This is a genomic window from Alteromonas sp. 1_MG-2023 (assembly GCF_030547075.1).
In the GTDB taxonomy this organism is placed as follows: Bacteria; Pseudomonadota; Gammaproteobacteria; order Enterobacterales; family Alteromonadaceae; genus Alteromonas.
Genome location: NZ_JAUOQH010000002.1, coordinates 194777 through 207804, shown reverse-complemented (window position 1 = coordinate 207804; position 13028 = coordinate 194777). Strand labels below are relative to the sequence as shown.

General features: G+C 43.4%; 11 protein-coding genes. 8 read left to right on the top strand and 3 right to left on the bottom strand.

Going from position 1 to position 13028, the window contains the following annotated elements; translation table 11 throughout:
* Nucleotides 1-116 precede the first annotated feature (116 nt).
* Nucleotides 117-1325, top strand: a complete 1209-nt coding sequence (lhgO, locus tag Q4561_RS02850; protein ID WP_303457462.1) for an L-2-hydroxyglutarate oxidase — start codon at nucleotides 117-119, stop codon at nucleotides 1323-1325.
* 117 nt (nucleotides 1326-1442) lie between these two features.
* Complete coding sequence (locus tag Q4561_RS02845; RefSeq protein ID WP_303457461.1) at nucleotides 1443-2402, top strand: glutathione S-transferase family protein; 960 nt, start codon at nucleotides 1443-1445, stop codon at nucleotides 2400-2402.
* A 119-nt stretch (nucleotides 2403-2521) separates the two neighbouring features.
* On the opposite strand, the gene Q4561_RS02840 is transcribed toward Q4561_RS02845, so the two are convergent.
* Entirely contained in the window at nucleotides 2522-2680 is a 159-nt protein-coding gene (locus Q4561_RS02840) for a hypothetical protein (RefSeq protein WP_303457460.1), read from the bottom strand.
* Here Q4561_RS02840 and Q4561_RS02835 point away from each other — a divergent pair.
* Nucleotides 2679-4139, top strand: coding sequence for a phosphomannomutase CpsG (locus Q4561_RS02835; protein WP_303457459.1), 1461 nt, complete (start codon nucleotides 2679-2681; stop codon nucleotides 4137-4139). The two genes, Q4561_RS02840 and Q4561_RS02835, sit on opposite strands and share 2 nt — an antisense overlap.
* Nucleotides 4140-4291: 152 nt before the next feature.
* Here the strand turns inward: Q4561_RS02835 and Q4561_RS02830 are convergent, their stop codons facing one another.
* Together Q4561_RS02830 and Q4561_RS02825 are read right to left on the bottom strand one after the other, a co-directional pair.
* Entirely contained in the window at nucleotides 4292-4714 is a 423-nt protein-coding gene (locus tag Q4561_RS02830; RefSeq protein WP_303457458.1) for a DUF3429 domain-containing protein, read from the bottom strand.
* A gap of 121 nt (nucleotides 4715-4835) precedes the next feature.
* Nucleotides 4836-6113, bottom strand: coding sequence for a citrate synthase (locus Q4561_RS02825; RefSeq protein WP_303457457.1), 1278 nt, complete (start codon nucleotides 6111-6113; stop codon nucleotides 4836-4838).
* Nucleotides 6114-6814: 701 nt separating this feature from the next.
* Here Q4561_RS02825 and sdhC point away from each other — a divergent pair.
* The 5 genes from sdhC to sucA all read left to right on the top strand — a co-directional run bounded on the left by sdhC (nucleotide 6815) and on the right by sucA (nucleotide 13022).
* Nucleotides 6815-7189 (top strand): succinate dehydrogenase, cytochrome b556 subunit, encoded by a 375-nt coding sequence (gene sdhC / locus Q4561_RS02820; RefSeq protein WP_303457456.1) that lies wholly within the window; start codon nucleotides 6815-6817, stop codon nucleotides 7187-7189.
* Nucleotides 7183-7530 carry a succinate dehydrogenase, hydrophobic membrane anchor protein gene (gene sdhD / locus Q4561_RS02815; protein ID WP_303457455.1) on the top strand — a complete coding sequence of 116 codons (348 nt, stop codon included), beginning with the start codon at nucleotides 7183-7185 and terminating at the stop codon, nucleotides 7528-7530. The genes sdhC and sdhD overlap by 7 nt, the downstream gene beginning before the upstream one ends.
* A gap of 1 nt (nucleotide 7531) precedes the next feature.
* Nucleotides 7532-9304: a succinate dehydrogenase flavoprotein subunit gene (gene sdhA / locus Q4561_RS02810; RefSeq protein WP_303457453.1), complete on the top strand. Its 1773-nt coding sequence runs from the start codon at nucleotides 7532-7534 to the stop codon at nucleotides 9302-9304.
* A gap of 14 nt (nucleotides 9305-9318) precedes the next feature.
* Nucleotides 9319-10029: a succinate dehydrogenase iron-sulfur subunit gene (locus Q4561_RS02805; RefSeq protein ID WP_057791623.1), complete on the top strand. Its 711-nt coding sequence runs from the start codon at nucleotides 9319-9321 to the stop codon at nucleotides 10027-10029.
* Between the two features lie 173 nt (nucleotides 10030-10202).
* Nucleotides 10203-13022: a 2-oxoglutarate dehydrogenase E1 component gene (gene sucA / locus Q4561_RS02800; RefSeq protein WP_303457451.1), complete on the top strand. Its 2820-nt coding sequence runs from the start codon at nucleotides 10203-10205 to the stop codon at nucleotides 13020-13022.
* The last annotated feature ends 6 nt before the right edge of the window (nucleotides 13023-13028 follow it).

Genomic DNA, 13028 nt, shown 5'->3' with positions numbered 1-13028 from the left:
TGCTAAGCCAAATACTGCTGAGCCAATACAAAATATTAAAACCCCTTACTTATGGGGCGCATGATCGCAAAAAAGCGTAATATTGCAAGAGACTTTCTATAAACAATAAGTAACGTATGTCTAATCGATACGATATTGCCATTGTTGGGGCAGGAATTATTGGGGCCGCCGTACTCCATGAATATCAGAAGCGAAATCCACAGCACAAGGTTCACCTAGTTGAAAAGGAGCCGGTTTCAGCGTCTCATCAAACGGGTAGAAATTCAGGTGTTATCCACGCAGGGGTGTATTATCCGCCGGGCTCTTTAAAGTCACAGTATTGTAGGCAAGGGTTGGAAGATACCTTTGCTTGGTGTAAAGACAACCACCTACCTTACGAGCAATGCGGTAAGTTAATTGTGGCTACTAGCTACGATGAAGTTAGCAGGCTAGATACGTTATATGCTAATTGTGAAACCAATGATTTAAACCCGCAGCGTGTTTCTCATTCTATGCTTCAAAACATGGAGCCCAATATAACGGGGAAAGAAGCGATTTTGGTTAATGCGACAGGCATTACTGACTATACCGCAATTACCCAAAGTCTATTGGCAAGCGCAACGAAAAGCGCAAATGTTTCAGTGCAATACAGCGCTCAAGTTCACGCTATTGATGAATACGACGAATGCGTATCCTTGGTAACTGATATCAATGGCATTAAACGGCGGATTGAAGCAGATAGGGTAATTTGCTGCGCAGGTGTCTATGCTGACGACTTAATTATGAAACAGGGCATAACCCCAAATTTCAAAATTGTACCTTTTAAAGGGGAATATTACCGTTTATCGCCTAAATTCGATAATGTCAGTAAAAAGCTAATTTACCCAGTACCCAACCCAGAGATGCCATTTTTAGGTGTGCACCTAACGAAAATGATAGGCGGTTATACCACCGTGGGGCCAAATGCGGTTCTAGCGCCAGGCCGCGAAGCCTATGATGCATTGCCATCTTACAGCGAAATGTTTAGAACGCTTTCATATCAAGGATTGTGGCGACTGCTATGGCAGTTTAAATCAAGTGTGCTTTGCGAAGTAAAAAGCAGCGTAAGTCAGGCTTATTACGCTAGTTTGGTTCAAAAATACTGCCCTAGTATTACGCCAGAAGATTTTCACTACTACAGACCAGGTATCAGAGCACAAGCGGTATCTAAAACCGGTAAAATGATGGGTGATTTTGAATTCCTATCAACTGACCGAGTGCTACATGTGGGTAATGCACCTTCTCCTGCGGCAACGAGCGCCATGCCTATTGCCCGAGCCATCATCGATGAAATGGATGCTTCCTAGGCTTGCTATATATTCGTTCTAAATACTAGGAAGTTAAATCCAAAAATACAGGCGTTACGTTCAAAGCTATACATGATTGAACAACTATTTATCGATGTATAACTGCTTGGAGGTAAAATGGGATTGCTTGTAGATGGAATATGGCAAGATAAGTGGTACGACACCAGTAAGAACGGCGGTAAATTTGAACGCCAAGCATCTAAATTCAGAGGCGCGATAGGCGGCGAAGCAGGTGCGAAGCACCCTCCTGAGTCGGGTAGATACCATCTTTATGTAGCCTATGCATGTCCGTGGGCCCATCGCGCGTTAATATTACGGCAGTTAAAAGGGCTAACTGAACACATTGAGGTTTCAGTGGTTAACCCTGATATGCTCAATGAAGGTTGGAGCTTTGAATCGTATCCCGATAGTACCGGCGATAAGTTGTATCACTTTGATTACCTGCACCAGATTTATACAAAAGCAAAACACGATGTTACCACTCGAGTTACTGTTCCCGTGTTGTGGGACAAAAAAACCGAATCCATTGTGAACAATGAATCTGCAGATATTATTCGCATATTTAATAGCGACTTTAATTCGCTTACAGGGGACGAACAAGATTTCTATCCCGCTGCACTGCGCGAAGAAATAGACGACGTTAATAATATGGTATATCACGCCATTAATAATGGTGTGTATAAGGCTGGCTTTGCCACTACGCAAAGTGCTTATGAAGAAGCAGTAGGGACTTTATTTGATGCGTTAGATACCTTAGAAGCTCGACTATCGAAACAGCGGTATTTGGTAGGAAAGCAAATCACAGAGGCAGACTGGCGACTATTTACCACCTTGATTCGTTTTGATGCGGTGTACCATGGCCACTTCAAATGTAATGTTCGTCAAATAGCAGATTATCCTAATTTGTATGGCTACATGAGAGAGTTGTACCAATATTCTGGTGTGGCTAGTACAGTAAATTTTGACCATATTAAACGTCATTATTACTACAGCCATACTATGATAAACCCTACACAGGTAATTCCTGTAGGCCCTAAACAAGACTTAATGGCACCTCACAATAGAGACGTTTTTTAAGAAAAAGATGCTAATGGCCGGACAGCACAGATGAAATTGCACAAGTAATACAGCATAAGTGGGATTACACAGGAGAAAGGTGAATAAAATTAGCTCAACAACTGAACAGATTAAACGAGCTATGAGTGATTTTCACCCATATGCTCTGGAAACGTGAAAAGCGTATTGCGCTTACTACTTAGGTTTAATACCATCATTAATAGAATGATATTCGTGGCTTCGCTTGCAATAGTAGTGATAGACAATAGCTTTAATAGGGAATAGAGACTCCAATACATGACTAAACCAATTACGTGCTTTAAAGCATATGACATACGCGGTGAGCTTAATAGCCAACTTGATGAAGAAACGGCTTATCGCATTGGTTACGCCTTTGCTGAAGAGTTGAAAGCGAAAACGGTAGTAGTGGGTAGCGATGTACGTTTAACTTCTACCCCCTTAAAGCTTGCCTTAAGTGCAGGTTTGATAGATGCCGGCGCGAACGTGACAGACCTTGGTATGGCAGGAACAGAAGAAATCTATTTTGCGACTAAGCACTTAGGTGTCGATGGTGGTATAGAAGTTACTGCAAGCCACAACCCGATAAACTATAACGGTATGAAGTTGGTAAAAGCCGGTTCAGTGCCAATTAGTGGCGATACAGGTTTAAACGCTATTAAAGAGCGCGCTGAGCAATTAAGTGCAGATGCGGTAAATCAGCGTCTTGCATTTTATACACAAAATGAGAGTGTTGATGCTGATGCATTCTACAATGGTCATGCCCATATTAACGTTGCCACGCTCACCGATACGGGAAGTTATGTAGCCGATACGTGCATGCCGTCTTATGTAGACCATATGTTGTCGTACGTTAACCTAGACTCATTCACCCCGCTTAAAATCGTGGTAAATGCAGGTAATGGTGCCGCCGGGCCAGCGTTAGACGCTATTGAAGCTGAATTAGCTAACAGACAAATTCCTATCACTTTCATTAAAGTGCATCATGAAGCAGATGGTACTTTCCCTCATGGTATCCCTAATCCGTTATTGCCTGAAAACAGAGCCGATACCGCTGATGCCGTAATTAAACACGGCGCTGACTTTGGTGTGGCGTGGGACGGTGATTTTGACCGTTGTTTCTTGTTTGATGCTGACGGTAACTTTATTGAAGGTTATTACATTGTAGGCTTGCTCGCAGCGGCCTTTATTGAAAAGAATCAAGACAGTAAAATTATTTATGACCCACGGGTATTTTGGAATACCGAAGATATCGTAGCAAATGCAGGCGGTACGCCAATTAAGTCAAAAACTGGCCATGCGTTTATTAAAGAACGTATGCGCAAAGAAGATGCGGTATATGGTGGCGAGATGAGTGCTCACCATTACTTCAGAGATTTTGCGTACTGTGATTCTGGCATGATCCCTTGGTTGTTAATTGCTGAATTAGTGTGTGTGAAAAAACAATCGCTAGCCAGTATGGTAAAAGCGCGAATTGAAGCGTTTCCATCGTCGGGGGAGATTAACAGCAAACTTAAGGATGCTGACGCAGCCCTAGAGCGTGCAACGTCAAAATACAAGCCATTAGCCACAGTTATCGATACTACCGATGGCCTAGGTTTGGAATTTGATACATGGCGCTTCAACTTGCGTAAATCTAATACCGAGCCGGTTATTCGCTTAAATGTAGAAAGCCGAGGCGATATTGCCTTGATGGAAGAAAAAACGGCTGAATTGCTTTCGGTTATTCGAGACGAATAGTAAGAAAGTAAAAAATTAAGACTAAATAAACGTAAAACGCGCGACCATTTTACTCTGGTAAATAATATGGCGGCGCGTTTTTTATTTTATTGCCCAAAAATACGGGCATATATTAACTAAACTAAGACTATCCCAGCACCTACCTTAGACAATTAAGTTATAAGGTAAATCATCCACGCATGACTAATTACCACTACCGACGTTAATGCAATACGTAAACTGATATAACTTACGATTTGGCCTTTAGGCAAACTAAGGGTGAATTTATCGTACACCAATATTGCTACATAACTTAGCGACAATGTACCTAAGGTTTTTGGGTCGTGGCTAAATACCAAGCAGAGCCAACCAATAATGCTGGGCAACATGGCGATGTACATTTGTTTGCCATAACGCTGATTACTGATTGAATCCCACCAATGAATGCCACCAAAAAAAGACAGCAAAACCGCAGAGTACTGTATGAAGTAACTGGCACTCTGGGTGAGTGAAAGAAGGTTAAATGAATAAGCTATCGGCATGGCTAAAAAAGGAATAAGCCCAGCGATGCCAAGTAATACAACAGAGTAGGGCATAACATAATCCTTCTACGATCAATGAAATAAATCTAGTCTTCAGAAAAAAACTTTATAAAACAGCACAAAAAAATAGCGCCGTGAGGCGCTATTTTATGAACAAATAATTACCTGTTCACGCTTATTTTAATGGCGTGTACTTACGCTGGTTGTGACCAGTGTAAAGCTGACGAGGACGACCAATTTTTTGTTTCGGATCGCTCATCATTTCATGCCAGTGTGAAATCCAACCTACTGTACGAGACAGGGCGAAGATACATGTGAACATGTTGGTAGGAATACCAATGGCTTTAAGTACAATACCTGAGTAGAAATCTACGTTAGGGAACAATTTCTTCTCTGCGAAGTACGGGTCGCTCAATGCAATTTTTTCAAGCTCCATCGCTACTTCAAGTAGTGGATCTTTAACATTAAGTTCGCTTAATACTTCGTGACAGCTTTCGCGCATCACTGTTGCACGTGGATCGTGGTTTTTATATACACGGTGTCCAAAACCCATAAGACGGAACGGGTCAGCCTTATCTTTAGCGCGTGCAATAAATTCAGGAATACGGTCAACTGTACCAATTTCTTCAAGCATATTAAGACATGCTTCGTTAGCGCCACCATGGGCAGGGCCCCATAGTGAAGCAACACCCGCCGCAATACATGCGTAAGGGTTAGCACCAGATGAACCGGCTAAACGTACTGTAGAAGTAGATGCGTTTTGCTCATGATCAGCATGAAGCGTAAAAATACGGTCCATTGCACGTTCAACAGCAGGGCTAATCTCAAATTCTTCAGCAGGTACCGAGAACATCATGTTCAAGAAGTTTGCTGCGTAGCTTAAGTCGTTACGTGGATAAACGAACGGTTGACCGATGTTATATTTGTAACACATGGCAACCAAAGTAGGCATCTTCGCAATTAAGCGATGCGCACTACGTTTACGTTCTTCATCGTTAGAAACGTCTAAATCGCTGTGGTAGAAAGATGACATACCACCAACAGTACCGCACAACATTGCCATAGGGTGGGCATCGTTACGGAAGCCATGGAAGAACATGTTAATTTGCTCATGTACCATGGTGTGGCGTGTAATCGTTGATTTGAATTCTTCATATTCTTCTTTAGACGGCGCTTCACCGTGTAGAAGCATATGACAAACTTCAAGGTATTCTGCATCGCGGGCTAATTCTTCAATTGGGAAACCACGGTGTAAAAGCACACCAGCAGCGCCGTCAATATAAGTAATAGCTGACTCGCAAGATCCTGTCGCCATAAAACCAGGGTCGTAGGTAAAGTAACCGTGTTGTCCAAGTGAACGAACGTCGATCACGTCTTGTCCTTCGGTGCCAGACAAGATAGGAAGCTCGATTTCCTTACCGCCGGCTTTAAGAATGGCTTTCTGATCTGCCATAAAATGCTCTCCTCAGAATGGTTCTGTTTGCAGCGAAAACGGGCGAAAATGCTCGTTCCGTTGGGGAAAAGTGGCGTATTTGTACTTTATTATGTACCAATAAGTCAATTTAATTGCATTTATGCACAATAAATATTCCGAATTACTGAGATTTATAATACTCAGTCGGAATCGTTATTATTAACATTATGGTAATTGCACTAAACCCGATTCAGGGTAATTATCAATGTCTTTTTGCAAAAGGTAAACCACCCTTTACCAAATATATTAACACCTTAGCTGAAAAAATAACCTTTTGTCGATTGGTAATTGACCAGTTTGATTAAAAGACCTTAATTTTACTAGTGAAAATAGTGTTATTATAATTCAGTACTGATACACTTTAGCGCCTTGTTTCTTAAGCATTCCATGCTTGTTGTTAGTATTTGTGATTACTTTTCTTCGTGTTTATTAGGAAGATTTGGAAAAAAAGACCAAAGTCTTACTGCAGCACAAAAAATTGTAATTATATACTGTGCTGGATATACTCAGCGGTGCATTAAAACAGAATAATTATTCCGTTAATTGCATTAAAGAATAATTCACAAATTGTTAACAACTCATTGGATGAGGTAATTAACAGGTAATAAACGAATTAACTCGCACAGGACATAATAACGGTGAGTAATTCATTATCCCTACGGATTAAACAGGCATACATTGTGAAAAAGCAAAGACCAGTAAATTTAGAACTCAATACTATTAAATTTCCGCCTGCCGCTATTTCGTCAATTCTCCACCGTGTTACCGGTGTCGCAATGTTCTTCGCGTTACTCTTTATTATTTGGGCATGGGCAGTTTCTGTATCATCGCCTGAAGGGTTTGCGAACGTACAGTCGATGATGGACGGTATCATTGGAAAAGTGATTGCAATAGGCACTTTATCAGCGCTGACTTACCACATTCTAGGCGGCCTAAGACATGTTGTTATGGATTTAGGTCATTGGGAAGAGTTGGAGTCAGGAAACCTCAGCGCCAAAATAGCTATCGCTCTTTGGATTGTGCTGACAGTAGTATTGGGAGTTGTACTATGCTAAGCAACCAAGCAAGCTTAAAGCGTAACGGCGTTCAAGATTACGTTTCACTACGTACTACCGCTGCAATCATTTTTGCCTACACGGTATTCATGGCGTGGTTTTTTATATCCACTGATAATATTACTTTCATTGAGTGGCGCGGATTATTTTCTGGCCTAGCAATGAAAGTGTTCACATTGGCAGCACTTATCGCCATCATGATCCACGTACGTATTGGCCTTTGGCAAGTACTTACCGATTATGTAAAGGCGTCTGGTTTGCGTGCAATCATTCAGTATGTTCTAAACATCATTGCTTTTGGTTACGTCGCTGTTGGTCTGTTTGTTTTGTGGGGAGTGTAAGATGAGTTTACCCGTTCACGAGTTTGACGCAGTAGTTATTGGTGCTGGTGGCGCTGGTATGCGTGCCGCACTACAGATCACAGAATCTGGCAAATCATGCGCACTACTGTCTAAAGTATTTCCTACCCGTTCTCATACGGTATCAGCGCAAGGTGGTATCACTGTTGCGCTAGGTAATTCCCATGAAGATAACTGGGAATGGCACATGTACGACACCGTAAAAGGGTCGGACTATATTGGTGACCAAGACGCTATTGAATATATGTGTAAAACCGGCCCAGAAGCCATCATTGAGATGGAAAATATGGGCTTGCCTTTCTCACGTTTTGAGAATGGTAAGGTTTACCAGCGTCCTTTCGGTGGCCAATCAAGAAATTTTGGTGGCGAGCAAGCCGCTCGTACCGCAGCTGCCGCTGACCGTACTGGTCATGCCTTGCTGCATTTGCTGTATCAGCAAAACGTTAAAAATAAAACTAAGGTGTTTTCTGAGTGGTATGCACTTGACCTAGTTAAAAACCAAGACGGTGACGTTGTTGGTTGTACTGCTATCGACATCGAGACTGGTGAAGTGGTTTACTTCAAGTCTAAAGCAGTAGTATTGGCAACGGGTGGCGCAGGGCGTATCTTCGCATCTACTACCAATGCACACATTAACACTGGTGACGGTGTTGGTATGGCAATCCGTGCTGGTGTTGCACTACAAGATATGGAAATGTGGCAGTTCCACCCTACGGGTATTGCCGGTGCTGGTACGCTAGTAACGGAAGGTTGTCGTGGTGAAGGTGGTTACCTGCTTAATAAAGACGGTGAGCGTTTCATGGAACGTTATGCGCCTAACGCCAAAGACCTTGCTGGTCGTGACGTTGTAGCACGTTCAATGATGACAGAAATTCGCGAAGGCCGCGGATTTGATGGCCCTTGGGGACCTCACTGTAAACTTAAACTCGATCACCTTGGTAAAGACGTACTTGAGTCACGCTTGCCAGGTATTCTTGAGCTTTCTCGTACGTTTGCTCACGTTGATCCAGTTAAAGAACCGATTCCTGTAATACCAACATGTCACTATATGATGGGTGGTATTCCCACTACTGTTGATGGTCAATGTCTAACTGTTGATGCTGAAGGCAACGATAAAGTGGTAAATGGTTTATTCGCTTGTGGTGAAATTGCATGTGTATCTGTACACGGCGCTAACCGTTTAGGCGGTAACTCACTACTTGACCTTGTAGTATTTGGTCGTGCGACTGGACTACACTTAGGTAAGACCCTTTCTGACGTATCGCCATTCCGCGAAGCTTCAGAGTCTGACCTTGAAGCGGCAATGTCTCGCTTTAACCGCTGGGAAAACTCAGAGAAAGGTAAGGGCGAAGACCCGGTTCAAATCAAAAAAGATATGCAAGAATGCATGCAGCTTAACTTCTCAGTATTCCGTGAAGGTGAAGCCATGGCAGACGGCCTTAAGCAACTTGGTGAAATTCGTGAACGTCTTCAGAATGCCCGCCTTGATGATAAGAGTGCCGACTTTAATACTCAACGTATTGAATGTCTTGAGCTTGATAACCTTATGGAAACCGCGTACAGCACAGCAGTAGCAGCGAATTTCAGAACGGAAAGCCGTGGCGCACATAGCCGCTTCGATTTCCCAGACCGTGACGATGAGAACTGGTTATGCCACAGCGTCTACGATCCGAACACTGAAAAAATGCTTAAACGTGATGTCAATATGGCGCCTAAGCTTCGGGAAGCTTTCCCGCCTAAAGTGCGTTCATATTAAGAGAGGCAACGATCATGCAATTACAATTTTCGATATATCGTTACAACCCTGATGTTGATAACAAGCCACGCATGCAAGATTACACTCTAGAAGTAGAGGAAGGTCGTGACATGATGGTGTTGGATGCACTAATTGCTCTTAAAGAGCAAGACCCAACGTTATCGTTCCGCCGCTCGTGCCGTGAAGGTGTGTGTGGTTCAGACGGTGTAAATATGAATGGTAAGAATGGTCTTGCCTGTATTACGCCTTTGTCTGCATTAGGTAAAGGTAAAGTTGTTGTTCGTCCACTTCCAGGTTTGCCAGTAGTACGTGACCTAGTTGTTGATATGACACAGTTTTACACCCAGTATGAAAAGATTAAGCCATTCTTAATCAACGATGATAAACAGCCTCCTGCAAGAGAACACCTTCAGTCTCCTGAAGAACGTGCTAAGCTTGATGGACTGTATGAATGTATTCTATGTGCATGTTGTTCTACGTCGTGCCCATCGTTCTGGTGGAACCCGGATAAATTTATCGGGCCTGCTGGGTTGCTTCACGCTTATCGTTTCCTTATCGATAGCCGTGATACTGCAACCGATGAACGCTTGAACGACCTAGATGATGCATTTAGCGTATTCCGCTGTCACGGTATCATGAACTGTGTAAGTGTATGTCCGAAAGGATTAAACCCGACAAAGGCAATTGGACATATTAAGTCTATGCTTTTACAACGGGCTGTTTAGTACTATATTCTGTTTACTCCTGAGTGACAGAAAGCAATGCTCTAAATAGCCATCCGGATGTGATGGCTATTTTTTTTTGTATTCATCGGTATAACGCTTGGTTATGTCACGAATAACCTTATAATACAAACCGATGGTTAATAGAATTTACAAAACGTAGCAAGGCAAATTAAATGCAAGAAAGCGTGATGAAAGCGTGGTGGGATTCCTCGCATATGGCAGGTGCCAACGCTGCCTATGTTGAAGAATTGTACGAATCGTATTTGGAAGACCCGCAGAGCGTTTCCGATACTTGGCGTCAAATCTTTGATAGCCTACCCAAGGTCGAAGGCGTTGAACTTGAAACCAACCATACTAGTGTTAAAGATCAGTTTAGGAAACTAGCTGCTTTAGGCCCGGCAGCCCGTATGTCGAGCGCACCAGTTGAAGGCACTCCGGTCTCGGATGACAGGCAAGTCAAAGTGTTACAGCTTATCAATGCCTTTCGTTTCCGAGGACACCAGCATGCCAACCTTGATCCGCTAGGATTATGGAAACAAGAGCGTGTTCGTGATTTAGAACTTTCTCACCATAACCTTTCTGATAAAGATTTCGACAGTGTGTTCAACGTAGGTTCTTTTGCCATTGGCAAAGACGCTATGTCGTTAGGTGAATTATTCAAATCACTTAACCGAACATATTGTGGTTCTATCGGTGCTGAGTATATGCACATTACCGATACGGATCAAAAACGCTGGTTACAGCAAAAAATTGAGTCAGTACAAGCCAAGCCTGAGTTTTCTAAAGATGAAAAACTTACCCTACTTAAAGGGCTAACGGCTGCTGACGGCATGGAGAAATACCTTGGGTCTAAATTCCCAGGTGCCAAGCGCTTCTCACTGGAAGGTGGGGATGCACTCGTTCCAATGCTTAAAAACCTAATCACTAACGCAGGTGCTGCCGGCACTAAAGAAGTGGTTATTGGTATGGCTCACCGCGGTCGATTGAACGTACTCGTCAACGTACTGGGTAAAAACCCATCAGTATTGTTCGACGAATTTGCTGGTAAGCATGATGATTCATTAGGTGCTGGTGATGTTAAATACCACGCTGGTTTCTCATCAGATTTCGCTACCCCAGGCGGCAACGTTCACCTAGCGCTGGCGTTTAACCCATCTCACCTTGAGATTGTTAACCCAGTAGTGATGGGTTCGGTTCGTGCACGTCTTGAACGTCGTAACGACGATACTAATACCGTACTTCCTATCACTATTCACGGTGACTCAGCGATTGCTGGGCAGGGCGTAGTGCAAGAAACTTTCAATATGTCACAAACTCGCGGTTTCGCCGTGGGCGGTACTGTGCGTATTGTAGTGAATAACCAAGTTGGTTTCACAACGTCTAAAACAGAAGATACCCGTTCTACGCAATACTGTACTGATATTGCTAAGATGGTTCAGGCGCCTATTTTCCACGTTAACTCTGACGATCCAGAAGCTGTTGCTTTTGTGACTCAACTTGCCCTTGAATACCGTAACAAATTCAAGCGTGACGTAGTTATCGATTTAGTCTGTTATCGCCGTCACGGTCATAACGAAGCTGATGAGCCAAACGCAACTCAGCCACTTATGTACCAAAAAGTGAAAAAGCATCCTGTACCTCGCGCTATTTATGCCGATCAGCTCATTGCTGAAGGCGTTATTGAACAGCGTGACGCCGACCGCTATCTAGAAGAATACCGTGCAGCACTAGATCATGGTGCCTGTGTGGTGGAAGAGTGGCGTCCGATGACGGAGCACAGTGTAGATTGGTCTCCGTACCTAGGTCATGACTGGGATACTCCCTATGACGGCGCTATCAGTGTTGAAAAACTTCAGGAACTTGGCAACGCGTTAACGAGTTTCCCTGAAGGGCACAAACTTCAATCTCGTGTAAACAAGCTATATCAAGACCGCAAGGCCATGGTAAGTGGTGAAAAGAAACTTGATTGGGGAATGGCAGAAAACCTAGCTTACGCATCATTAGTTGATGCGGGTGAAGATATTCGTATGACAGGTCAGGACTCTGGTCGTGGTACTTTCTTCCATCGTCATGCGGTATTGCATAATCAAGCTGATGGCTCGACGTACATGCCACTGCAAAATATTCGTGAAGGCCAAGGCGAAATCGAAATTTACGATTCTGTGCTTTCAGAAGAAGCAGTAATGGCGTTTGAGTATGGTTACGCGACTGCAGAACCTGAGTGTTTAACTATTTGGGAAGCCCAGTTTGGTGACTTCGCAAACGGTGCACAGGTTGTATTCGATCAGTTCTTGAGTTCAGGTGAAGCAAAGTGGGGCCGTTTATGTGGTCTAACTATGCTGCTTCCACATGGTTACGAAGGACAAGGTCCAGAGCATAGCTCGGCCCGTCTTGAACGTTTCTTGCAAATGTGTGCTGATCACAACTGGCAAGTATGTGTACCTTCAACACCAGCGCAAGTATTTAACATGCTTCGTCGCCAGGTGGTTCGCCCAATGCGTAAACCGCTTATTGTTATGTCGCCTAAATCATTGTTGCGTCATCCGCTTGCCACTTCTTCACTTGAAGAGTTAGCGGAAGGCAAATTCCACAATGTGATTAGCGAAATTGACGATATCAATCCGAAAGAGGTTAAGCGTGTGGTTATGTGTTCAGGCAAGGTTTACTACGATTTGCTTGACCAGCGCCGTAAAAATGAACAAACAGACGTTGCAATCGTAAGATTGGAGCAACTTTATCCGTTCCCTCAAGAAGAATGCGCTAAAGTTGTGGCACAATACAGCCACGTTACAGATTGGGTTTGGTGTCAGGAAGAACCGCAAAACCAAGGAGCTTGGTATTGCAGTCAACACCACTTCTGGCAAGCAATTCCAGATGGCGCCAAATTAACATATGCAGGTCGTGAAGCATCTTCCTCTCCTGCAGTAGGTTATGTTTCCGTTCACAATCAGCAGCAAAAAGCGCTGGTTGAAGACGCACTCACTATTAAATAAGGAACA

Bases quoted from the DNA above. Each gene is read 5' to 3' on its own strand.
- sdhA (WP_303457453.1), top strand. From the start codon at position 7,532: ATGAGTTTACCCGTTCACGAGTTTGACGCAGTAGTTATTGGTGCTGGT.
- Q4561_RS02805 (WP_057791623.1), top strand. From the start codon at position 9,319: ATGCAATTACAATTTTCGATATATCGTTACAACCCTGATGTTGATAAC.
- Q4561_RS02830 (WP_303457458.1), bottom strand. From the start codon at position 4,714: ATGCCCTACTCTGTTGTATTACTTGGCATCGCTGGGCTTATTCCTTTT.
- Q4561_RS02825 (WP_303457457.1), bottom strand. From the start codon at position 6,113: ATGGCAGATCAGAAAGCCATTCTTAAAGCCGGCGGTAAGGAAATCGAG.
- Q4561_RS02845 (WP_303457461.1), top strand. From the start codon at position 1,443: ATGGGATTGCTTGTAGATGGAATATGGCAAGATAAGTGGTACGACACC.
- Q4561_RS02840 (WP_303457460.1), bottom strand. From the start codon at position 2,680: ATGTATTGGAGTCTCTATTCCCTATTAAAGCTATTGTCTATCACTACT.
- sdhD (WP_303457455.1), top strand. From the start codon at position 7,183: ATGCTAAGCAACCAAGCAAGCTTAAAGCGTAACGGCGTTCAAGATTAC.
- Q4561_RS02835 (WP_303457459.1), top strand. From the start codon at position 2,679: ATGACTAAACCAATTACGTGCTTTAAAGCATATGACATACGCGGTGAG.
- lhgO (WP_303457462.1), top strand. From the start codon at position 117: ATGTCTAATCGATACGATATTGCCATTGTTGGGGCAGGAATTATTGGG.
- sucA (WP_303457451.1), top strand. From the start codon at position 10,203: ATGCAAGAAAGCGTGATGAAAGCGTGGTGGGATTCCTCGCATATGGCA.